Annotated in this window: 22 protein-coding genes and 1 other RNA gene; 5 read left to right on the top strand and 18 right to left on the bottom strand. The window is 29.8% G+C overall.

The features are described 5' to 3' along the window. Window positions 1–107: 107 nt before the first annotated feature. Genes CLSA_RS04410 through CLSA_RS04400 form a run of 3 tightly spaced genes read left to right on the top strand, consistent with a single transcriptional unit; the run spans window position 108 to window position 2,837 of the window. A complete protein-coding gene (locus tag CLSA_RS04410) occupies window positions 108–701 on the top strand; it encodes an N-6 DNA methylase (protein ID WP_022744202.1) in 594 nt (197 codons plus the stop codon). After that, window positions 694–1,920 carry a restriction endonuclease subunit S gene (locus CLSA_RS04405; protein WP_022744201.1) on the top strand — a complete coding sequence of 409 codons (1,227 nt, stop codon included), beginning with the start codon at window positions 694–696 and terminating at the stop codon, window positions 1,918–1,920. Before CLSA_RS04410 ends, CLSA_RS04405 begins: the two co-directional genes overlap by 8 nt. Window positions 1,921–1,931: 11 nt before the next feature. Continuing rightward, window positions 1,932–2,837 carry a GIY-YIG nuclease family protein gene (locus CLSA_RS04400; RefSeq protein WP_022744200.1) on the top strand — a complete coding sequence of 302 codons (906 nt, stop codon included), beginning with the start codon at window positions 1,932–1,934 and terminating at the stop codon, window positions 2,835–2,837. 192 nt (window positions 2,838–3,029) lie between these two features. Here the strand turns inward: CLSA_RS04400 and CLSA_RS04395 are convergent, their stop codons facing one another. From CLSA_RS04395 to CLSA_RS04375, 6 genes are all read right to left on the bottom strand, one after another. After that, complete coding sequence (locus tag CLSA_RS04395) at window positions 3,030–4,268, bottom strand: IS256 family transposase (protein WP_022743471.1); 1,239 nt, start codon at window positions 4,266–4,268, stop codon at window positions 3,030–3,032. 225 nt (window positions 4,269–4,493) lie between these two features. After that, entirely contained in the window at window positions 4,494–4,631 is a 138-nt protein-coding gene (locus CLSA_RS23045; RefSeq protein ID WP_022744199.1) for a hypothetical protein, read from the bottom strand. A 349-nt stretch (window positions 4,632–4,980) separates the two neighbouring features. Then, window positions 4,981–5,892, bottom strand: a complete 912-nt coding sequence (locus CLSA_RS04390) for an SMEK domain-containing protein (protein ID WP_022744198.1) — start codon at window positions 5,890–5,892, stop codon at window positions 4,981–4,983. A 34-nt stretch (window positions 5,893–5,926) separates the two neighbouring features. Continuing rightward, window positions 5,927–6,787: a PBECR4 domain-containing protein gene (locus CLSA_RS04385; RefSeq protein ID WP_022744197.1), complete on the bottom strand. Its 861-nt coding sequence runs from the start codon at window positions 6,785–6,787 to the stop codon at window positions 5,927–5,929. A 1,223-nt stretch (window positions 6,788–8,010) separates the two neighbouring features. Further along, complete coding sequence (locus tag CLSA_RS04380; protein WP_022744196.1) at window positions 8,011–10,434, bottom strand: flavocytochrome c; 2,424 nt, start codon at window positions 10,432–10,434, stop codon at window positions 8,011–8,013. Window positions 10,435–10,448: 14 nt separating this feature from the next. After that, on the bottom strand, window positions 10,449–11,048 hold the full coding sequence (locus CLSA_RS04375; RefSeq protein ID WP_022744195.1) for an NADPH-dependent FMN reductase: 600 nt from the start codon (window positions 11,046–11,048) through the stop codon (window positions 10,449–10,451). 172 nt (window positions 11,049–11,220) lie between these two features. On the opposite strand from CLSA_RS04375, the gene CLSA_RS04370 reads away from it, so the two are divergent. Both CLSA_RS04370 and CLSA_RS04365 read left to right on the top strand, forming a co-directional pair. Further along, the gene (locus tag CLSA_RS04370; protein WP_022744194.1) at window positions 11,221–12,168 is read left to right on the top strand and encodes a LysR family transcriptional regulator; all 948 of its coding nucleotides are present in this window, start codon (window positions 11,221–11,223) and stop codon (window positions 12,166–12,168) included. Continuing rightward, a complete protein-coding gene (locus CLSA_RS04365; protein ID WP_022744193.1) occupies window positions 12,161–13,099 on the top strand; it encodes an FAD:protein FMN transferase in 939 nt (312 codons plus the stop codon). The genes CLSA_RS04370 and CLSA_RS04365 overlap by 8 nt, the downstream gene beginning before the upstream one ends. A 191-nt stretch (window positions 13,100–13,290) precedes the next feature. Here the strand turns inward: CLSA_RS04365 and CLSA_RS04360 are convergent, their stop codons facing one another. The 12 genes from CLSA_RS04360 to CLSA_RS04315 form a co-directional block, all read right to left on the bottom strand. After that, window positions 13,291–13,488 carry a hypothetical protein gene (locus tag CLSA_RS04360; protein ID WP_022744192.1) on the bottom strand — a complete coding sequence of 66 codons (198 nt, stop codon included), beginning with the start codon at window positions 13,486–13,488 and terminating at the stop codon, window positions 13,291–13,293. A 152-nt stretch (window positions 13,489–13,640) separates the two neighbouring features. Continuing rightward, window positions 13,641–14,336 carry a hypothetical protein gene (locus CLSA_RS04355; protein ID WP_022744191.1) on the bottom strand — a complete coding sequence of 232 codons (696 nt, stop codon included), beginning with the start codon at window positions 14,334–14,336 and terminating at the stop codon, window positions 13,641–13,643. 305 nt (window positions 14,337–14,641) lie between these two features. Continuing rightward, window positions 14,642–16,348 (bottom strand): GTPase, encoded by a 1,707-nt coding sequence (locus tag CLSA_RS04350; protein ID WP_022744190.1) that lies wholly within the window; start codon window positions 16,346–16,348, stop codon window positions 14,642–14,644. Further along, window positions 16,341–18,845 carry a GTPase gene (locus CLSA_RS04345; protein WP_022744189.1) on the bottom strand — a complete coding sequence of 835 codons (2,505 nt, stop codon included), beginning with the start codon at window positions 18,843–18,845 and terminating at the stop codon, window positions 16,341–16,343. Before CLSA_RS04345 ends, CLSA_RS04350 begins: the two co-directional genes overlap by 8 nt. Window positions 18,846–18,934: 89 nt before the next feature. Further along, window positions 18,935–19,963: a helix-turn-helix transcriptional regulator gene (locus CLSA_RS04340; RefSeq protein WP_022744188.1), complete on the bottom strand. Its 1,029-nt coding sequence runs from the start codon at window positions 19,961–19,963 to the stop codon at window positions 18,935–18,937. An 82-nt stretch (window positions 19,964–20,045) separates the two neighbouring features. Continuing rightward, window positions 20,046–20,435, bottom strand: a complete 390-nt coding sequence (locus CLSA_RS04335) for a hypothetical protein (RefSeq protein WP_022744187.1) — start codon at window positions 20,433–20,435, stop codon at window positions 20,046–20,048. A 276-nt stretch (window positions 20,436–20,711) separates the two neighbouring features. Further along, on the bottom strand, window positions 20,712–20,969 hold the full coding sequence (locus CLSA_RS04330) for a hypothetical protein (RefSeq protein ID WP_022744186.1): 258 nt from the start codon (window positions 20,967–20,969) through the stop codon (window positions 20,712–20,714). A gap of 245 nt (window positions 20,970–21,214) precedes the next feature. Further along, window positions 21,215–21,439: a DUF6718 family protein gene (locus tag CLSA_RS04325; protein WP_022744185.1), complete on the bottom strand. Its 225-nt coding sequence runs from the start codon at window positions 21,437–21,439 to the stop codon at window positions 21,215–21,217. A gap of 53 nt (window positions 21,440–21,492) precedes the next feature. Next, the gene (locus tag CLSA_RS21930) at window positions 21,493–22,206 is read right to left on the bottom strand and encodes a restriction endonuclease (RefSeq protein WP_158380588.1); all 714 of its coding nucleotides are present in this window, start codon (window positions 22,204–22,206) and stop codon (window positions 21,493–21,495) included. Continuing rightward, window positions 22,194–23,087, bottom strand: a complete 894-nt coding sequence (locus CLSA_RS21925) for a hypothetical protein (protein ID WP_052334784.1) — start codon at window positions 23,085–23,087, stop codon at window positions 22,194–22,196. Before CLSA_RS21925 ends, CLSA_RS21930 begins: the two co-directional genes overlap by 13 nt. 156 nt (window positions 23,088–23,243) lie before the next feature. Continuing rightward, window positions 23,244–23,602, bottom strand: a transfer-messenger RNA (tmRNA) gene (ssrA, locus tag CLSA_RS22400). A 170-nt stretch (window positions 23,603–23,772) separates the two neighbouring features. Next, a complete protein-coding gene (locus CLSA_RS04315; RefSeq protein WP_257788124.1) occupies window positions 23,773–24,648 on the bottom strand; it encodes an IS3 family transposase in 876 nt (291 codons plus the stop codon). Window positions 24,649–24,651: the final 3 nt, after the last annotated feature.

Here is a 24,651-nt window from a genome sequence, read left to right as displayed (position 1 = left end):
TTTTTTCTAATTATTGTCAAGTGTTTTTTTTATTAATTTTATATATTTCTTTAAGTTGACGACATTGGGCGGGCGTTCCAAACATTCCAAATAAGAAAAAAGAATCTATGTCTGTATATTTAATGTTTTTGCAACACATTTTATACTCTCTCAAAGATTCCGGCAAAGCAGCAATTGTTGTTCCTACAGGGTTCCTAACTGCGAAATCTGGAATTGAGAAGAAAATAAGACAACAAATGATTGATAAGCATATGCTAAGAGGTGTTATATCAATGCCATCTAACATTTTTGCTACAACAGGAACTAATGTTTCAATTATTTTTATTGATAGTGATAATTCGGATGACAAAGCATTGCTTATGGATGCTTCAAAGCTTGGAATAAAAATCAAAGAAGATGGTAAAAATCAAAAAACCGTTTTAAGCCACACTGAAGTTGAAGATATTATTACGACTTTTAATACTCGCCAAGAAATAGATAACTTAAGTACTTTGGTTTCTTATACTGAATTAGAAAACAAAAATTACTCATTCAGTGCAGGTCAATATTACCATGTAAAAGTAGAGTATGCAGATATAACAAAAGATGAATTTAATACAAAAATGTTACAATTCAAGAATGATTTAAGAGAATTATTTGATATGGGCAAAGACATAGAAAAGGAAATATTAATTCAAATGGAGCGAATTAACTATGAATAAATGTAAATTAGGTGATATTGCACAACTAAAAACGGGCCCATTTGAAACTCAACTAAAAGCTAGTGAATACTCCCTAGTAGGTACTCCAATTATTAATGTAAAAAATATCGGTTATGGTAATTTAATATTAAATAATTTAGATTATGTTCCTGAATCAGTATGCCAAAGATTATCTGAACATCTTATCCATGAAGGGGATATTGTTTTTGGCAGAAAAGGTTCTGTTGATAGGCATTGTTTGATAAAAAAACAGCATGATGGCTGGATGCAAGGTTCCGATTGTATCCGTGTTAGATTACATGATGGGATTAATCCTCAATATATATCCTACTATTTGATGCTTAATCAAGTGAAAAAGCAGATCAATGATTCCGCTGTTGGTTCAACAATGGCCTCTTTAAATACTGATATACTTAAATCTGTAACGATTCTTTTGCCTGATTTAACTATACAAAATAAAATTGCAAACATATTAGGAACTCTTGATAAGAAAATATCTATAAACCAGTTAATAATTGATAAACTTAAAGCAAGTTCTAAATCGATATACGATTTTTGGTTTACACAATTTGACTTTCCAGATGAGAATGGTAAACCGTACAAGTCAAGTGGTGGTAAGATGGTTTGGGACCAAGAATTAAAGACAAACATTCCTGATGGTTGGAATACAATGGCTCTTAGCCAACGTTTTGCATTTGAACGCGGAATAGAAGTAGGCGCTGATAACTATTCAAATACTCAATATAATGGGTATGTTCCCTTTTATCGAGTTAGTGATTTGAACTCGGATTGCACAAATTATACAAATGAAGAATTGCTTTGTGGAAAAATCTTATCTCCTTTAGATATTTGTGTTTCATTTGATGGAACTGTTGGTAAGCTAGATTTTGGTCTTTCGGGTGGGTATTCTACGGGAATCAGAAAAATATATGATTTGGAAAATGAACTAAATAATGCTGTTATTTTTTCTATTTTCAATTCTGATTATATTCAATTAATCATAAAAAAGTATGCCACTGGTTCTAATATATTACATGCTTCTGCTTCTATTGAAAACTTATATATTGCTTACAACAAATTTATTTATAATAAATTTCAAAACATTATTACACCTATGTTTAATAAGATGCTTAAAGTAAAGAATGAAAATAAAGAATTACTCTCTCTCCGTAACTGGCTATTACCAATGCTGATGAACGGACAAATCACTATAGAATAGAGAGGTGTAGAATGGCAACACGAGGTAAAAGTATTAATCTCTTCCTTATGGATGGAAATGCAAGTGGACGTATGAAGTGTACACTTGCTAACTGGACAGGAATTGCATATAAGATTCCACGTACCGAACTAGATAAATGTAAAGAACGTGACGATTTAAAACAAAGCGGTGTCTATTTCCTATTTGGCACTTCTGAGCAAACAGGTGACAACATGGTTTATATCGGGCAGGCTGGTGCAAGAAAGAATGGTGAAGGAATTCTATACCGCCTTTACGAACATAAGCGTAATCCAGACAAAGACTATTGGACTGAGTCTGTAGTTTTTACTACTTCTAACAATTCATTTGGACCAACAGAAATAAGCTATCTTGAGAATCGTTTCTGTAACATTGCTAATGAGGCAAAACGATATATTGTTAAAAACGGTAATGATCCTACTCCAGGGAATATTACAGAGGAAAAAGAAAGTGAACTGGAAGAGTTTATTGACTATGCAAAAATTATTATGGGTACTCTTGGTCATAAGGTCTTTGAACCACTTGATGAAGTTGTGAAAATGACTGCAACTATAGAACCTGATGAACATAAAGAATTAGTTCTATGCATGAAACGTAAAAGTCGTAAAAGTGGTCATATCATTGAGGCTAGCTGTAAGCAAACCAATGAAGGGTTTGTTGTTATGGCAGGAAGTCACATTGAAACTATTGACTCTGAAAGTATACCAAGTGCAATTAAGAAAACTAGAGAAACTTCCAAAATAGATGCCAATGGAATCTTGCAAGAGAATGTTCTCTTTCGTAGTCCATCATATGCCGCGGCCTTCGTAATAGGTGGTCACGCAAATGGTCTTATTGAATGGAAATCTGCAGATGGTAAGACACTAAAAGAAATCGAAGAATCTTCTTATACTAAATAAATAGAAAACAATCCGGGACTCTAGATAATTTTGTGTTATTAGTATATTTGTTATTTAAATATTACTGGAAATTTTATGGTCCAGTAATATTTTTTTATTTTTAGTAAATGCTAAAAATATGTTTTATATCCATTTATAGTATTAGTGAAAAATCAGATATTATACATAAAGTTTAGCAAAAAGTACAAGCTATTAAGCTAATTCATCATTTAATTGTTCTTCAAATACTATTGATAATTCTGCTAAAGTACGACCCCAATTTGGTGTTGGTTGAGTCCACTTTTCTATAATTTCCATAGTAGCTAGATAAACACATTTACTTAAAGATTCATCGGTTGGAAATACAGTTCTTGATTTAGTATACTTACGTATTTGTCTGTTAAATCCTTCAAGCGTATTAGTTGTATATATCATTTTTCTTATTTCAGGAGAGAAAGTGAAGAATGTTGATAGGTGACTCCAATTGTTATACCACGAATCTATTACAATAGCATATTTATCTCCCCACTTATCCTTTAAATTATCGAGCTGCGCTAGCGCAAGTTCCTCAGTTGAAGCCTTATAAACACATTTTAAATCTTTAATAAATTCTTTCTTATCTTTTGATGCTATATACTTAACTGAGTTTCTTATTTGGTGAACAATACATGTTTGAATGTTAACTGATGGAAATACAGTTTTAATGGCTTCTGGTAACCCCTTTAATCCGTCCATACATGCTATAAGGATTTCTCGTACGCCTCTATTTTTAAGATCAGTGCATATCTTTAACCAAAACTTAGCACCCTCAGCTTCATCTACCCAACTTCCTAAAATTTCTTTGTATCCTTGCATGTTGTATCCTAAGCATATATAAACAGCTTTATTCATAATCTTTCCATTGCTTCGCACCTTGAAATACATAGCATCCAAATACACTATTGGATAAACTTTATCTAGTGATCTATTTTGCCACTCAACAGCACTTTCCATAACTTTATCTGTAATTCTAGATACCATAGAAGGTGATATTGTTATTCCATATAAGTCCTCTATTTCTGCTTGAATATCACTTGTGGTCATTCCTTTTGCGTAAAGAGAAATCACCTTTTTATCTAATTCTGTACACACAGTTTCGTATTTCTTTATAATTTGTGGCTCAAATTCAGCATTCCTATCTCTTGGTACGTCTAAATCGACGTCACCGAAGGAACTTCTAAGATTTTTGGTACTATATCCATTTCGATAATTCTTTTTTGTAGAATCATTAGTTTCTGCTCTTTGATATTTATTTCTTCCAAGGTGTTCTTCCATTTCACCTTCTAAAATATTTTCTAACACATCTTTAACTAATCTTTGAATTAAACCATTTTTACCCATGACATCATCGATAGTCTTACATTTCTTTACCTCAGCTTTGTAATCAAAGTCATCATCAATTGGTTTTGACATACATATTCCTCCTTTATTCTTTATGTATATTATTCTAAAACTACCAACTGATTATGTAAAAAAACAGTAGATAGTTTTGTTTTTTACACAAAACTATCTACTGTCCCAACAATCCCACAGAACTCTTTCTAGTGGGATTGTTTTCTGTTATCAATTTAGGCCACTCAAAAATTATTACATCTAAATCAACTACTCAGGCTCCCAACATCTAATCTGCCTACTAAACTATACAACTTTCCCACTTACTGATATGTTTCCTTTCAACACAAAAACAAGAATTTCCGAATCAGAAACATACCACCATAAAACTAGCAGCGTTACTTCTAATTCTGGAAATCCTTTATTTATCAGTGCTTCAAGCACTTTTATTTATCTTTTCGTGACATCTTTACTACTGTCTCCACATGAGATATCTATCGAAATATATCCACCAGTACAGAGACTTAAACTATATTATTCTCCATAAACAATTTCGCAAAACTCATACAAATACTCAAAACCATTAATTCTGCGTAAAAGTTAGACCCCCTAAACAAAAAAATTCCCCAAAGTAACTTTGGGGAACATATAAAACACATTATGAAATTTTCTAAAAACCTCGAAACCCTTTGATATAAGCCTATTTCTTAACTAGCTTCACAACTGTCTCAGCGTGCCTTGAGGCAGTGAAAGAGAGATATTTTACTAAATTATATATACTTTTTACACTAAATTATTGTATTAATAGTTCACACATTTGATTATGAGCTTCAATTATAATTTTTCTCAGATTAAATGTAGTATTTTGCATTTCATTAAATAGTTTTCTTTCTGGGTCTTTTTTAGGCATTATAAATCCATCAACAGGATGATACTGAAAATATATTGGCGATTTTAAATAACTGTTTATTTCGTTCATAGAATTAATAATAATATTCTTATTGTCTTCTAATATTTGCATTGAAAATTTTTTATCTGGAAAGCACCATTCATTAATTATTGCTTGAAATTCACTAATCAAATTTTCAGGTGTAGGTGTAAAAGCAAAATCATATTCAGAATCACGCAAAAGCTTAATGCAATTCCTAATTGCATTATTAAAAGAATTAAATAATTCCTTATCTCTATAATCATCAGTAAAATTCAACATTACAGTGCTTTTTAAATATCCTAAAACAGCATTAATTTTATCATCTTTAAAATCATTAATAGCAATTGCTAAATCAGAAATATCCATAACATTTTTTGATATATCAAAAACTAAGTTTTCACCTGTATTTATATCCGCTGTATAATTTTTCTTATTTCCTAAAATGAATATAAATAAATTATCGAAATCTTTATTTAGCTCTTTTTCTATAAATTTATCTACAGTGTATCGAATCTTACTAATATCATTTGTTGATGTAACCTGAAAACAAATTCGTCTATTATAGTCGCCTAAATCAACAGCTGGAAAATTATAATCAATTCTATTTAAGTTAATTAAATTTAAATCACAGACTATATTTAATAAGCCACAAAATACATCTTCACAATACTTATTAATATCAAATAATCCCTTACAATTCTGCATATGTACATAAGCTTGTATTATACTTAAATATTTAGTAACCTCTTCTGCTAATTGGTTTTTATAAAACATATACATCACCTCAATATAAATATGTACATTAATCTCAGCTTATTGGAATAATTCTTGCTGATTCCAAAAATCTTTTTAATTTACCATTTGATTTATTATTCAAGAAAATATCTATATTAACATATTCAGCTAACTCTTTATAAGATTTAATGATCTCTGCAATTAAACTATTAATTTCCTTAAGCATATCTTCATTAGGTTTATCTTCTTTAATCAAATTATACATCTGATTATTTTTATTATTATACGATGTTAAATTTTCTTTTATTAATTGAGTAAGTTCTCTTATTTTCTCATGCTCAATAGTTTCAATTTTAACTCTTTCTGAAGGTGTTTCATTATATATCTCAGTTCTAATAATTTTCAATGTATCTCTACTTAAATTAGGATCTTTTTCATTATTAGGTACATATGAATTAGGAAAGTATTCTTTTGTTTTTTCATCGTAACCTATGTAAAATTGTAAAAATAATTCTTGAATTTTATCTATTAAAACATATTTTGCTTTTGTATTTTTTGTTTTACCTTCTTCATATATAAACCCAAACATAGTCGCTTTTCTAAGTATAGAATCAAGTTTTTTATAAGTGAAATTTTCCATTCTATTCTGCAAATGAGTTGTCCATCCTGAACTGCTTTTTAAATTATCATAATCTATATTATGAGCTCTAAGAATTTCAAATATATTTTTAGGGGTAATAGTATGATCATTTTTATCTTCCATTTGTCTTATTTCAGAATAACATTCACTTAACTTATGTAATCCAATTAAATGAGGTAAATTTTCTTTTTTAAATTTTAAATTTATAGTTATATTATTTTTCAAATAAAAAATGTATTCATTCCCATAAAATTTCGCATAATCAGATTCTATTATCTCTAACAGGTTGTCCATATTTTCACCTAAAAAATAAAACACCTAATATTAAGGTGTTTTATATTGCATTTCTAATTTTATACTAGTAATAAAACACATATTTGTATTTTATTGCGGGTTCTACTCTTATACAGCCACTAGCGAGACGATATAAGCATTCATATGCAATATGCATAAACAAATCGGTTAGAATGAGTACGTGTCCAACTCACGAGATAATATATTATCTATATTTATTATATGCTATTTTAATAATTTGTACAATAATTTTTTAAATTTTTATTTAATTTTTTAAGCTTTTATTTATATCATTTTTTCAACTCTCATCCCATTTTTCAATACAAAAACAAAATGCGTTGACTCAAGAACCTCAATTCTATCAATCAACGCATTAAATATATTATCATCAAATTCTGTGAGCAAGCCTTCCTGCTTTTTTATAACTTTTATTATTTCATCAACTCTTTCTTTATATTGTCACTTCCCATATATATTTGCGCTAAAAAGTGCACACCCCAACAAAAAATGCACACCCCTAATTCCAAAAACGTTAGGGGTGTGCATGTCCAACATAAAACTCTATAAATTTAAGTTCAAAACTTAAAGTTTTCTATAACAGTTTGTCCCATAAAACACTGAAAGCCACTGAAATTAATGGCTTTGCATTGTATTAAAATTCTAGTTCTTATTTGGTGGAGGCGAAGCGTGACCTTTGAAATCCACTATTGAAAATATAGGTATACATTTATAATTTTATATTGAATATTTTCATTCAAAGTTATATTATTTATCTCTTTTTTGGTATAGCTGAAAGAACCACTTTAGTAAGCTATGGCCATGCTATGCAAAGTATGGTTAAAGTAATGACTGTAGGCATAATTAATAAATTTGAATCAAGGTTTCCCAACATAATTAATCCTACGTTAAGAAAAAATGCCATAACATAAAACAATGTAATTCCAGATCCTATTGTATAACTTCTATACGCAAATAATTAAAAATTGAATAGTGAATTTATAATCAGGCTTTCAAAGGAACAAAAGTTTAACTTATTTGAAATCCTACAAAGATATAAAGTGCAAAAAAAGAGAATGTCAAAAAGAAAGAGCCTATAACCGCATTTTTATTTATGCGTATCATCGGCTCTTAGTCTTTGTATATGGCTCCTTGACAGTTTATGCATTCAGCTATTTAGGCCAGAATGGGAAACTGAAATTTTTTATTTTAATTAGGCACATTCACTATTTCATTTCATCAATTGCAGTTTTACCAGCAATCCTTCCGAAGGTAAATATATCAGTTAATGCATTACCGCCAAGACGGTTACCTGCATGGATACCTCCAGCAACTTCTCCAGCAGCATAAAGATTTTTAATTGGTTTATCATTTTCGTCTAATACATGGGCTTTAGTGTCTATCTTAAGTCCACCCATTGTATGATGGATTGCTGGCTTTCTAGGAGTAGCATAAAACGGTGCTTTCTCAACTTTTAAGCTAAATGTATCCTTATGGAATTCAGGATCAAATCCTGCATCAACATATGAATTATATTTATTAATAGTGTCTACAAGAATTGCAGGATCCATACCAACTTTTACTGCTAGCTCTTCTAGGGTATCTGCTCTAAATAGAGTACCAGCTTCTACCTGGCGGTCTAGCTTTTCTTGACTTGTATTAGCTGCGGTTTTCTTTATTTCCTCATCAGCTATAAGGTAGAATAAACCACCTTGGTCAATAGCAGCTTTTGTTAAAACATCTCTTCCAGAGAATTCATTAATAAATCTTTTTCCTTCTTTGTTTACCATTACAAAGTTTTCAGGAGGTACTTGAAGTCCACTGAATAATTCACCAGTTTCAGGATCAGCTACAGGCATCATTTGAGTAAAGCCCATTCCTGTAAGTGCTGCACCTACAGTTTTACCAAGTAATATTCCATCACCAGTCATAGCATATGAATTGGTAGTTTTTACATCATCAGCTATTTCACTCCAGTAAGTGTTGTATTCTTTCAGCATCTTTGTGTTCGCACCAAAACCGCCACTTGCAAGGACTACTGCTTTTGCATGAACAGTTATCTTTTGCCCATTGACACCAGTTGCTATAACTCCTTTTATTTCACCATCCTCTATGATAAATTCTTTTACCGGACTATCAGTAATGATTTTTCCTGAATTATCTTGTACATATTTTGTTAGTGCAAGTATAAATGATGAACCATGGCTTTTTGTAGGCTTATGACCACGACGCCAAAGTGCGCCAACTGGAGCAAATACTATGCTCTTATCATACTCAACCCCTATATCTTCTAGCCATTTAACACTTTCTAAAGCTCTGTCAGTAAGTATCTTTACTAGGTCATATTGGCCATATATTGTGTTACCATTAAGATCAGTTCTTTTACCACCAAAATATGTTTGCATTCTGTGAAGTAATGGCGAATCAAATAGATGTCCTTTTTGTGTTTCAAACTTTTTCTTGTACTCTGAAAACTCTTTTCTAAGTGCACGGAAATCATCTATGTATTCTGGATGAACTAAGCTCTCATCTGTATCTAGTAGTTCTTCAATTGTATGTCTTTCTCCTTTATTTTCTTCAAACTTGATCTGCCACTCTGGATCTGCAGCATTGATAGGACCACCTGAACGTATTGTATTCCCACCTACTGCTGGGTATTTTTCAAGAACAATAGCACTTGAACCATTCTGAAGTGCTGTTGCAGCTGCACTTAGTCCGGCACCGCCTCCGCCTACAACTACCACATCACAAGTATATTCTTCATCTTCTTTGATTAAGCTGCTAGCAGGCTTTGGACGTCTCTTAAGTATGTCAGGGTTAACTCCAGCAAGCTTAACTGCTTTGGCTACACCATCTAATACAGCATTACTAGTTTCAGAAGCACCAGAAAGAGCATCAACATTTAATGTTTGTCCTTCAATTATTTTATCTGGAATTCTTACAAAAACTACATCTGCAAGTCCTTCTGTCTCTCCATCTGTATTTATATCTATACTTTCTATTCTGTCCTCACTGAAGGATACTTTCATTGGAAGACTTCCACTATGACCAATTGCACTTACCTCATATACTCCTGGTTTAAAAGTAAACTCTTCTTCTTCGTTTAGTTGATTTGAAATCTTTGCAAAACGCATAAAACGTAGGAAGCATATTTCTAAGAAATCTATTGTTCTTTCATTGTTTAGATTTCCTTCCTCATCAAATGCTTTATTTGCACTTCCAAGTAAAAACTCATATCCTGGCATTACATTTGCATCAACACCTGGTGCATCTAATATTTGACGAAGATGTAGCTGTGCACGAGAAGAACCTTGAGAATCAAGAGAAGCACCAAGGATCATTACTGGTTTTCCAGCAAGTGGATGAAGATCAAAGCTTAGCCATTCAATTAAACTTTTAAGACTTGATGGAATTGAGTGATTATACTCAGGAGTAGCTATAATAACACCATCACTTGCTGTAATCTTATCATTGAACATCTGTATAACTTCACTTGAAGACTGATTATCAGATTGATTAAACATAGGAACATCTGTAATCTCCAGTATTTCTATTTCTGCCTTTAAGTCAAAGTATTTTTTCATAAACTGAAGTAGTTTACGATTATATGATCTTTTTGCACTAGTTCCAACAATTGCTATAAATTTCATTTATATTAATCCTCCTACTCTTCCCAAGTGAATTTTTTAACTTTTTTATTTAAAACTTTTTCTGCTAAAAGTTTTGATGTAATATCTGTAAATAGAAGAAACTCTCTAAAAATTTCATCAAGCTCTGCTAGCTTATCTGAATATGTAAGATTTCCTGAACTATCGAATGCCCCTTGTGATTTTCCTAAGAGGAATTCACTACTTGGCATGATTCTAGCCGCAAGCTCAGGTGAATCAAGTATTTGTCTAAGATGTGCTTGTGCACGAGATGAACCAAGTGTACCAAGAGAAGCTCCTACTATTAAAACTGGCTTATCAGTAAGTGCTTGACTAGTGTAACTAATCCATTCAAGAGCACTCTTTAAAACCGCAGGTATTGCATGATCATACTCTGGAGTTGCTATTATTACTCCATCTGCTTTTAAAATTTTATCAGATAATTCTGCTACCTTTTCAGGAACATCAGAATCCTCTGGTTCATTAAAAGCAGGTAACTCCTTAATTTCATATAGTTCTATCTCTGCCTCACTCGAAAAATGCTTTTGCATAAATTGAAGCAACATACGATTAGTTGACACGTCTGAATTAGTGCCTACAATTGCTAAATATTTCATAGTAATCCCCTTTCTGTATTTAAAAATTTCATAATTTTACTAAGTGTTTGATATAATTTTAACATGCCAAGTATATTATATCTAATAGTTATTTATTGAAGTTTGATAACATATTTGTTATAATCAAACACAAGAATAAATAAGTTAATTATTTAACAAAAGGATGAATTAAATGTCAAAATACTACTCTCAGGATATTTTGTATTATATTGATGCCATTTTAAAGTACAGTAATTATGGCAAGGCTGCCAAATCACTTTATATTTCTCAACCTCACTTGACTCAGGTTATTAAAAGAGTAGAAAGTCAGTTAAACTGTGAGCTTATAAGTCGTAACAAGCTGCCATATCGATTAACCGAGCAGGGGAAGATATATTATCAGTATTTAACTTCAATAGAAAATAATTATGCTAAGCTGATTAGGGAAATATCAGCTGTGTCAGATATAGATAGCAAGGTTATAAAGATAGGAGTGCTTCCTAGCCTTGGAACCTACCTTTTACCTCTTTTTTTACCAAAGTTTTTGGATATACATCCAAACTGTAGAATAGAGCTTTCAGAGGCTTTACCAGAAAAAAATGAGAAACTCATTCAGAATGGTGAATTGGATTTTTGGATTGGACAAAATTCAAGAAATATTTCTCCGAACTTAAACTCCATTACCTGGGGCAGACACGGATACCGTGCTGTTATTCCTCGCTGCTGTGATCTATATCAGAAAGACGTCGCCATTATTCCAGAAGGAACTATCGACATAACCAATATATTGTCTCAAAAGCTGATACTTACTTCCAAGGGTTCTGCTATAAGAAAGCAGATAGATCAGTTATTAAGCGTTTATAAGGTGGAACCAAAAATCATAATGGAAAGCACCCAAATCAACACTGTACGTAACCTTGCAGCTAGTAATTTAGGACTGACCTTTATACCAGAAAGCATCTATGTAAAGGAGTGCCCATCTGAATACAATATATATCAAATTCCAATTGATGAACTGAGTTTAGATTATTTTATGGCATATCATAGTGAAAGAAAACTAACTGGTATTGATAAAGACCTTATAGATGCATTTCTAATTCATGGGCAAAATAATTACAATATAGGAGAGCACAATGAATGAGTATACAAAGATAATATATCTTATGGGAACAAAAATCTCTCTGTATGTAAAGGGAGATGTTACTGAAAAACTTTTAGAAAAGGCATGCAGCATGCTGATTCATTATGAAGAAGTCTTTAGTGCCAACAGTGATAACTCACAGCTCGCAATGCTTAAAAAAACAGCTTCCTTGGCTCCTCAAAAAGTGGATGAGGAACTTTATGAGCTGATAAAAATAGGTATAAAACATAGTTTATGTGAAAATACATATTTAAATATTGCAATAGGGCCATTAATAAAATTATGGAGAATAGGTTTTAAGGAGGTACATGTACCAGAGAAAGAAACTATAATAAAGGTACTGGAACTTTTAAATCCTGAAAATATAGAACTAGATGATGAAAAAAAGACCGTGTATTTCTTGAAAAAAGGCATTGAAATAGACCTTGGAGCCATAGCTAAGGGCTATTTTGCAGATAAAGTTATGGAATTCTTTAAGGAAAATGGGGCTGTTTCAGCTATGGTAGATATGGGAGGTAATGTTCTCGTTTTTGGAGAATCACCATCAAACAGCGGTGACTGGAATGTGGGAATACAAAATCCGTTTCTACCAAGAGGAAATGCGGTGGCACTTGTCAAAATAAAAGATCAATCCGTTGTAACCTCAGGAATATATGAGAGAGTGTTTGAAAAGGATGGAAGTAAATACCACCATATATTTGACAGCAAAACAGGCTACCCAATAGAAAGTAATATAGCTTCTTTAACTATTATTGCTAATAAATCCCTGGACTGCGATATATATACTACAAAATTGTTCGGATTAGATGCTACTTCAATTATTCATAGAGTTAATAGAATTAATGGTATGGGTGCTGTTGTAATAACTGTGGATGGAAAACTAGCCTATACAGATAATCTTATAGGAAGAATATCTCCATTAACAATGTAATATTCCAAAGAATAAAGTGGCATTAATTATTGTAACCGAGAATGTCAAAAATTTTGTGTGAATTATAAATTATGTTTGTTTATATAACCGAAAATTTGCTTTCCAGTTATATTTTTATACATTAATTGAAATACTAATAATAAATTTTAATAACTATTTAGCTATTATAAAACAATGATATTATCATTGTTTTATTTAATATCATTAAATACTTTATCTCCATCTTTATTTGCCTCGTAATAATTCACATATCCCCCACTTAAATCTTCAAATACAAATCTTTTATTATGCAAATCATTTTGAGTTTCTTTACTGAATTCTCCTTTATTTTCACCATCATTTAGTCTACACGTAGCTAAAATAAATTTAGGATCATATGGTTTTGGCATGAAATCATCTACCTCCTGTCTAATTTCATGCTTTTTAGTAATTTAATTACTATTCTATAAGGAATTAGATAGTCTTTTATCAATATAATCTCTCCCAGCTGTAATTTTGTATTCTATACTACACAATAAACATAATCGAAAACATTAAGACATTATTCATTTAGCTTTACTTTGAATATCAATTTATGGTTTTTACATTCAGATAGTTCTATATTAATAAAATCTAAAATACTTTTCCCCATTATTTTCTTCTCTTTTAATTCATTGAAATATGGTATTTCATCTAAGAATACTGTAATCTTTCTATCCTTGTGTAAAATACCTGCTTTATTAGATAATACTCTATTGATTTGAGTTTGCTCTATCATTCCAAAGAATAGTTTAAAACTCACAGTTATAAAAATAAGGTATAAATTTTTACTTAACAAAGCTAACCCTCCTGTATTATCAAATAGGTTACGCGATTCTTCATACTCTAATTCAACCTTACGACCATATTTATTAAACTCAAAACTATTAATTGTAATTTTATATTGCCTTTTAATATCCAAAAACATATATTTGGCATTTATATTTAAAATAATATGGCCATCTTCAATCTCAACATTAATATCTTTTATATCAATCTTATTATCTTTAGTCTGAGCATCTAAATTACTAAGTAACATACTTTTAATTTCATTATTAAGCATTTCCTCTTTGACAACAATTTGGCCTTTGGTTATGTCATCCCACTCTACATTTTTTAAAATTGAAGTTATCTCATTTCTATACTTCAATACTGATATACCAGTTTTTAATATTGTTTCCTTGTTCTCTACTACTAATTTTTTAATCTTATTTAGCATTTTATCCCCCTTGTAGTGAATAATAATTTATTAACCATATCTATTTCTATATTCGTTAAATTAAATTTGACCTTTACTTCTTAATTGATTAATAAAAAACACGACCACCTGTAAGCAGCTATTCAAGCCACATACAAATGGTCGTGGATTTTATGATGGAGGCGAGGCTTGACCTTTGAAATCCACCACTTTAAAATATTATTCAGTCATTATATCTGTACAAATTTTAATAATAAACATATGCTTTTTTAATTATCAAAATATTTTTTCTGTATTAATCACAAAAATCTTTTTGTAATAATAATTTATCTCTTATAAATTTTATCTTGGATAGAAGACAAAATTTCTTTTTGTTTCTGTAATTCCATACTCGCCTCTGATTTATTTTTCTTATCATTAGATATATTATTTATTTCCTTATCTATCATTTCGCATGTTTCAGTAAATACATTAAGATAATTGTTTACTTCATCAGAATATTGTTTTTCTAACTCATCTCTTATATTGATAAAACTCTGTTTATATTCATACTGAGCTGTTTTTATTTTATTTAATCTAGCTTCCTCATCAATAGTTTTCTTAACATCGTAAATAAAACTAAATACTGCTAATGCTGGTCCTGCCATTTCAGCCACATTAGCTATATTCTTGCTTATGTTTACTGCCTGCCAAGGTTTAAATTTCACCCCAAGCTTTTTACCTATAGCAGTTACACTTTTATGAACTGTTGAACCAGCAGCATCTGTTGATTTAAATAGTACATTCGCACCTTTTGATGCTCCATTAGTAGCTAATTTTACTGTACCGTTTGATATTTTGCTGACAATATCATTTAAAGCATCAAACTGAATTTTACTATTTTTCTTTTCCTTACTCTTAAATATATTAAATCCGCCTTTGCTGCTAGCTTCTACATCATTCATAAAATGTTGTGCTGGCTCACTTTCTAATACATCTTTAACTTGCTCATTTAATTCATTGATGTTTTCTTCAACACTTTCCTGTAACTGAACATTAATATTATTGCAAACATCTTCTATTAATTCATTAAGGTCATTTTCTGAAAAATCAACCTCTTCAACTCCTATTTTCTGCGATATTTCATAGCCCTTGTCCACAATTCTATTAAGCTCTGCCCTCATGATACTATAAGCATCATTTTTAGCTTTATGTCTCTGTGCTGATACTCTCTTTGACATTCTATTTAAAACTATAAGATAATTCTTATTCTTTCCATCCTCAACTAATTTAAGCAGCACATTATCTATGGAGTTTTTAATAACAACTATAGGCGTGTCTAGCTTTCCTAACTGTCCTTTTCTTTTAATAAAATCATTAAGTTTATTAATAAGTATTTCAAATTTACTATACTCAATTAATTCTTTATCATTGTCTTCCACGCCTTCTCTATAGTCCTTGGCATCAATAAAACAATGTTCAAATTCATCAATATTATGGGAATCCAATGATTTATTAAGAGTAATAGTATAATTTTTAGTTAATTCATCATATTCGCCAGCTTCTTTAGACATCTTATTAATAACTAAAAACATCTTATCTTTAAATTTCATGTCATAAGCTAACCTTTTAAAATCATCTAAAGTATATTGATTAAATAAATCACTTGTAATACAATATACCATTAAATCTGAAACCTTAATTGCTTCTTTAGTTCTTTCATCATGTTCTGTGTTTTCAGTATATAAACCAGGAGTATCAGTTAAATTTACTGCTCCCCAGCTATAATCAGCAGCTTCCGAAGTAGCTATGTCTGCATCAATTTTAATATCTTTATTATTAGTTAAAGCAGATATTATACTAGATTTTCCTGCAGAATACTGACCTATAAAAACCACTTTAATTCTATCATTTTCACTTACCTTTTTTATATCTTCTAAAAGCAAATCATTTTCTTCGATAAACTTGTTTTCTAAATATATCTGTCCTACTTTACTTATACATTCATCAATTTGCTTAGAATACTGACCTGCTTCAAATATTACATTACTCATTTGTGACCTCCGAAATATTATTTATTGTTACATTGTCCTGTATTAAATTATCCAATAGTTTTAAGTTAACATTTAGTTTCTTATCAGTAACTATATTCATGTACTGTGAATATTTTCTGCTGACACTTATTATGTCTTCCATATCCATCATATTTTCATCACTATTTTCCATGTTTATATACTCTATTAATCTAATAGCATATAGCTTATTTAACTTCTCTATATCTTGATCAAAAATGTCAGTCAATTCTTTAACTATAGTTTCAATTTCATTAATTCCACCTATTATATTTTCAAATAATTCTGTGATACTATTGATTACTTTCTCGCACTCACTTTCAATACTATCTATCTGTTTTTTAATACTGCTATCTTCACCAGATTCTATATTATCTTTTAATTTTTTAACTATGTTACTTATCGCTTCTTGCCTCTTTTGTTCCTTAGATTTAAAGAATCCTGAGAAAAATCCAATAGCCATACCAATTCCTGTTAATATCCAGCCTATAGGATTGCTTTCTAAAACAAACAGTGCCACTGCTCCTATTGCAGACATTGCACTTCCTAAAATTCTTGTAATCCCTTTAAACGAAAAAGTATCTTCTGAATTTAGTGTTAAATTATTAATGTTAATACTTTCTAATGATATTTCAATATCTTCGGAAATTTCTTTAACCACCTCATGGATATCATCAGTAAATTTTAATGAAAATTCATTCAGCTTACTAGTTAAATCCTCTTCAAATCTTATTTCCTTAATAAACTTGCTCCACTTATCGTTTAAATTATCAGCATCATAATACTTTTCAGCAAATTGTACTGTCAGCTGATTCTTTAAAATCTTATATTGGTCTCTTAAGTATTTTTCTGAATCATTAACGAAATTATTTCTGCTTATATCAATTCTTTTTAAGGCCTGTTCTCTTTTATTGTCCAACTTATCTTTCAGATTTTTCAATGTATCACTTGAATATTTTATCTCCTCGCATAATGAACTATATATTCCAATCGTATCATCTATAATTGTCTGACTTCGATTAATACAGCCCTTATTAATTACAGCTTTCTGCATCACATTTAAAAAGTCATCTATTTTAGAAGCTTGTCTAAGAATCAATTTATCTTTGCTATACTCTTCTTCTTCTGCCATAATAGCTGATAAAAGAAACACTGGACATATAGTAACAAGATTTTTTAATTTCTTTGTTTTTATATAGCTTTCAATTCTATTTATATGACCAGAAACTCCATCTTTATCCTCAAACCATTTATTTGGCTTGGTAATATAATGCTTATATTTAGTATTATTTCTTATATTTTCTTTATGATTCAAAAGTATAATTGTAGGCTTATTACGCTGAGTAATTTTTTCTAACAGCTCCAATATATCTTTTTGAATACTATCATCACTTACCACAAAACAGATGATATCTGATTCACTTAATATACTTTCCGCAATCTCATCATCAATTCTGCCGCCATCTTCAGCTGCTCCTATACCAGGAGTATCTATGATTCTCAATTTTCTCCATTGAAAAACTTTATTAAATCTGGTAGTTCGCTGCATTCCTACACCTATATCAGCTTTATCACCGCCAGTAAGAATACTATGCAAAGTTGTCTTCCCTGCTTTTGTTCTACCGATTAAAGAAATCGTAAAATCTGAAAGAGTACGTTCTTTCTTTATAAATTCCTTTTCAAAAGCTTCCATCTGCTGCAATACTGTTTTATTCATCAAATCCGAAAAGCCTTCAATAACCTTTACTGATTCCTCTGAAATATTAACATCATCTTTTAAATTATTAATATTTAAATTTAATTTTCCACCTACTTCTCTAACCTTATTATAAAGTGAATTACAAATTGGTTGCACATATTTAAAATCATTTTTTCCTGTTGCAATGCTTTTCTCTATGGCTGCAAAATATTCTTTATTAGATCTACTATTTTCTATTTTAGTTATATCCTTAAATTTCAATTTACCCCTAATGAATAATAAAAAGTTTCTAATAATAATTTTCATCTTATTATATAGCGAAATCTCTTCATCCTTAGGTTTAGTTTTCTCTATTTCCTCATTCCTTATATCTAGTGCTTTTTTCTTTCCTTCATCATTTAACTGAGCAATTATATCATCACTTAGACATGATCTTATTCTTATTTTTTTTAGTATTTCTCTTTCTTCATTATCAAAAGATCCATCAATTTCACTCAATATAACGGTTAATAAATACAATTCTTTTTGAGTTTTCTGATTTTCGTTACTAAAATAATCTAATGCTGTTTCTAATGTGACTGCTGTTTCTTCTTTTGATTTGAAAATATCATTGATCAGTTCAAATTTTTCATTGATTTCTTTTTCTGCTAAATATTTTTTAATTTCTTGTACTTGAAAAACATGAATTTGATTATTGCATGTTACAACATAACCTAGTAAGGCTATTGATTCTAAATTATTTAAACTATCATCTGTATTCTCTAAAATACGTGATTCCATTTTATATTCTCTCCTAATTATCTAATTTAGAAACTAATCATAATTATATTTATTAAGCATAAATATAATCATATAATATTGTATTAAATTTAAACATTATACAAATCATACATTCTTCTGATAGTTTCTTTAATTTCTTCAACATATTCCTGTGGTTTAGTAACTTTCAGAAATTCCTTTTGTGAAAGAATCCATCTCTTTACCCCTTCACCATAAATCTCTGCTCTAGCTTTATAGCACTTATCGGTTTTCTCAATAATTTCTGCTGTTGGCAACCTGTCCAAAACTGCTTCTATAGAATCTCCAAAGAACTCAAATTCAATAGTTTTAAAATCCCCAGTATACATGAACTGAACCTTTTTTCTATATTTTTCTTCCTCAAATCTCCCATAAGGATATGTAGAATTTTTATTAGTTTCTTTATAATTTTTAATTCTATCAACCCTAAAAGGTATCTCAATTTTACTGCTTCCCTTTTCAATTTCGGAAACTATATAAAAATAATATTCATTAAAAACTATTGCTATTGGATTTACTACATGACGTTTCTTTTTCCCATCAGCTCTTGTATAATCAAATTCAACTTGTTTACATCGTTCGATGCTCTTTCGCATAATCCAAAGCAGATCAATTATATCTTTCTTGTGCTGAGGCTCAACATAGTAAAGTTCTTCTTTTTCAATTATCTCTTTAATAACTGATGCATCCTTAACTTGAGACGCTAATATACTTAATATTCTTCTTATTTCTTTACTTGTAAATGCTCTAGATTGTATTATAACTTTTGTAAAAGCGTAAATATCACTTTCAGAAAAATCACAATCTCCTCTCAAATTTACTTTATATACATTATCTTTACGACAGTAGTTTATTTCCCTATACACACCAATGGAACCCTTATTTTCATAGTTACGTTTAAAATAATCATTTAAACATTTAATGTCTCTTCTAACTGTTCTTTCACTAGCACCAGAATCTTCTGCAAAAACACCTTTATTAAATTGAGTTTCTTTATTGATTAAATTGTAAAGATCAAGAATTCTATATATAGTTAGCCTTTCAATTGATATTTCTTCATCTGCATCTCTTTTTTTATCATTTTCTTCTACAAATTCCATTTTTATTGCTCCCTCAACAATATTTTACTTAAAATATTAATTTTTGTATACTGTTAACTTATTTTTCTTTAAGTAAATTTAATCATCTCCACATTTCTATTGTTAAGTACACTATTTTCTGTAATTCTAGTATTAATCCCTTGATTTCATATATAGAAAAATTATTAATTATGCTCTTCCCTTTTTCTTTATTAAAATATTTTTTAAAATTCTCTTGTAAATTTATAATATCATCAGTATTTACATCATCAATATTCTCTACTTCATAACACTTTATTAATAATTCTTTAATCTCACCTCTTGTTAATACTGATTGTGGAATAATGCTCTGATACTTGTATTGAATATAAAATATTAAGTTTTTCATATCCTCTGGTTTAATTTCACTCTTAATTAAGCATCTATTATTGTTATGCATGTTGTTATCTTTTATTTCATATACATAATTAAATTCTTGATCTAACATATCCATTTATCAATACCTCCAATATACATGCTTAAAATATATCACTACCATACGGACATATTTTGTCCATATGATAAATTTTTAATATAATAGGAACCTAAATAAATATATCGAGTTAACTTACTTTAATATAGAAACTCAGACTATATCTCTCATACAAATCATACCTTCTAATTTGGGTTAAAACTTTAACTCCTTCGTTATTTTTGAGCAAAGAAAAAGACACATTGAAGATAACTTCAATGTGTTCTTTATACACTATGACTTCTTTTACAAAGTCTCTTATGAATTTTTGCATTCTGGAACATTCCTGCTAATTACATAGCCACTAAAATTGCTTAACAAGCTTCTTACATCTGCTTCTGTTACGATTTGATTAATGTCTTTATCCTCAATTTCTAACAACTTAGCTTCTAATTCACTCTTCCTATTCTTAAGCTCATCCATTTTAGCTTTCAACTCTTCTTGAACAAATCCATTTGTTATAGCAATTACTATATTATTAATTTGACCTTCAACTTTATTTATTTGTTTTAGCAATACTGCCTTCTTTTCACTATCAGCTTTATTTTGCTTTTTTTATGTTCTTATCAATTTCTTCTGCAATTATAGATTTTTAGATTTCTGTGGGTTTGATTGTAACGCTACCCCGTAACCATAAAAAACACGACCACCTGTAAGCAGCTATTTAAGCCACATACAAATGATCGTGTTTTTTATGGTGGAGGCGAAGCGTGACCTTTGAAATCCACCAATAAATTTCATCTCTTTTTAGTCTCAATATATTACATATTAACAACTTTACTTATAAAATCAACTTCATCATTTACCAATGTATATGGAGAATATTCCTTAAAACTTTCTAAGTCATTTAATGTTACTATTTGAACACCACGTTCTAATGTTGTTAATGTTAAATATTTAGATAATGATGCTAATCTTTTTCGTTGCTCAACTTCTAATACTAAACTGCCTTCTTCATTAAATTTCTTTGCTATTAGATAACACATGTTCTACAACCTCTATGCTTGACACACCTATATATTTCTAATTAATACGAACGCTATGAATTCATATAAATTTTAGCCTCACTTAAATCTATTCTAGCCTCATATCCATGTTTCTCTAATATATGTAATAAATTAGCTCCATTTAATAAGGTTATTGGCTTATTTTTTGCAAATTCATATGAATCTCTACCATAATCAGACGTTGTAACTAAAATTCCTTTTGATGCACCTTCATTCATAACAGTTCCATATAAATCTCTTACAGCAGAAACTCCTACTATATTAGTATATCTTTTGGCCTGTACTATATATTTTCCACCCTTTATTGGATCTGGATCAAATATTATAGCATCTACACCTCCATCTCTACTTGCCTGAGTTATTTTTACCTCTGCTCCTTCTTTTGAAAACTCTTTTTCAAATACTTCTCTAATTAAATATTCAAAATCTTCCCAATGCATTAAAGCAAGATTATATCCATTTATTGAATTTCCTATTTCACGTGATTCAATAAATCTTTTATCACTATTATTTATATTAATTATTGGTGCAACTGCAACCAAATCACTTAACTTTGCACCTGCAATTCCTTTTAGACTCTTAAAACATAATTTTGCATCTACATTTCCCAAATTAATTTTCATAAATTTTGATTTTTCAGTTTGTAATGATATTAAACATTTTGTTTCTTCTATACCATTACTTTTATTTATATCTGTTAAATATCCATTAAATACTATACCTTCTATATAACCTAAATTATCCATGCTATATATACATAATTTACACATAAGCATAATTGATATAATGCTTCTTCATAAATTTTATTTATTTCTGATTCTTTAATATATGTTTCCTTATATTCCTTTCTTGTTTGAATATATTGCACTTGTTTCAAGTTTGGAATATCTGATTTTTTAGGAAGCTCATATTCGATAATTAACATTTTATTTAAATTATTATATTCTATTTCCCAGTCTAAATTGAAATACTCCGGATAATTATTGCTGTTTAGCACTTCATTAAAAAAGAATTCTATCCCATCTATCTCCCCGTTCTCAAATCTCTTTTTTATCTCATCTTGATGAGTATTAATTGAATCTTGCTGTTTTTCAAATTCACTTTTTTTATCTAACCATTCATCTTTCCTTAATTTATTTCCTTCTTCTATTCTCTTACAATCATTTTTCCAATTTTGTAATTCAAACTCTAGCTTTTCTTTAAGCTTTTCTTCTTCTTTTCTTTTTCTAGATGGTATCAATAAATTAATTAGTGATTTTTTTGTTTTATATTTATCTTCATTAGGTTTTAGAGGAACGTCTTCTTGAACTAAAACCTCTTTAAATTTCGAATAATCTTTATACTTTTCCCAATTAAACCTTATCTTTCTTTTATAAATATTTTTTAACAAATTATTTATAATATATCTTTTATTTTCTGCTTCCTTTGTTAATATTTCTGCATACTTTATTGCATTTTCTTTTTCTAAAAGGGCATTTTGTCTTTCTAATGCTTTTTGCTCTCTCTCAAAAGCTCTTCTTTCTCTTTCTATTTGCCTGTTAATTCTATTTTGTTCAGCAATAGCTCTTTTATTTGCTCTTTCTATTTCTTTGGCTATACTATATAAAGCTGAACGTTTTCTAGCCATATTCTTCACTCCTCATAAATATTATTTATATTCTATAACTATTTTTAAATTTATATTTTCATTTGTATAATATGGAATAATCTATTTTTATATTACACTAGTCATAAATAAAAATAAACCCACGAAAATCCAAATTTTAGATTTTCGTGGGTTTCATGGTGGAGGCGAGGGGTATCGAACCCCTGTCCGAAAGCAGCTGAATTTGTCTTTCTCCGAGTGCAGTCTAAGTTTTAAGATTCCCCAAAAGCAGCGCCCTTAGGCAGGCTATACTTTCCGGTAGCTTCATAAATACCCCTTTAGCTCAAAGCTTTGCTAAACTTCGTTTCCCACTTAAATGACACCAGTGATCCGAGCCGTAGGCAACCCGGGCTGATGAACAGCTATTAAACTAAGCTGCTAATGCAAAATTGTCTTCTGCGTTTACATTTAATGCATACTTTATTAACGAGGACACATGCTTCCCTCGACTCGCTTAACAAACCCGATCCCGCCCCCGTCGAAGCCAAAACGCCCCCAGGTTTAAGATGGTTTAATAACATATTCACTTTTCAAAGAATGTTCACCTTGTATTGTAAATTATATAGCATTATAAATGCATTGTCAAATAACATAATTTTGAATAAATAAAAGTAGCTGCCATTTTGAACTGCCCCCTGTCAAGTAGACAGATGAAAAAATAAAAAAATTATGAAGCTAAGGTCTGATTTCGATATTCAATTGGAGTCAGACCTTTTAAATTTTTCTGTAACCTCTTTGTATTATAAAATACTATGTAATCATCAATCGCTTGTCTTAATTCTTCATAAGTATAAAATTTTTGCAAATAATACATCTCGCATTTGAGAGTTCCCCAAAAACCTTCCATTGGTCCGTTGTCGATACACCTACTGACACGTGACATGCTTTGAGTTGCATTAATCTTATCAAGTTTAGCCTTGAAAGTTCTATTAGTATATTGAAATCCCCTATCACTATGAAAAAGTGGCTTTGCAGTCGGATTAGCAATTACTGCTAAGTCAAGTGTATCAAAAACAAGTTGATTGTTATTTGAGTGACCGACCACATAAGAAATAATGCTTTTATCAGATAAATCAAATATTGCACTGAGGTAAGCCTTTTGACCATTAAGTATCTTAAACTCAGTAACATCTGTTAACCATTTTTCATTTGGTTTCTTTGCATAGAATTCTCTATTTAATTTGTTTTCTGCCGTTATTTGTGGAGTACTTTGTAGATAAGACTTTCTCTTTTTTCTTATAACTGATTTCATGTTAATAGACTTCATTAATCTATAAATTCGTTTATGATTATACTGTTTATTAAGAAGTCGATTTATATTCATTGTTATCCGACGGTATCCATAGATACCATGTACATCTTCATAAAGCTTAACAATTTCTTTTAGTATTATTGAATTCTCTTTATCTAATTCAGTCTCTGAACGGTTAATCCATTTGTAGTAAGATGATCGTGCAATACTAGCTAAATTGCATAAATCAGCTATTGGATAGCCATTTTCCTCATGTAATTCTTTTATAGAAATATATTTATATTCTTGGATGAT

The sequence above is a fragment of the Clostridium saccharobutylicum DSM 13864 genome, from assembly GCF_000473995.1.
Lineage (GTDB): Bacteria > Bacillota > Clostridia > Clostridiales > Clostridiaceae > Clostridium > Clostridium saccharobutylicum.
The sequence above is the reverse complement of the archived record's forward strand: the minus strand, read 5'-3'. Positions and strand labels throughout refer to the sequence as shown.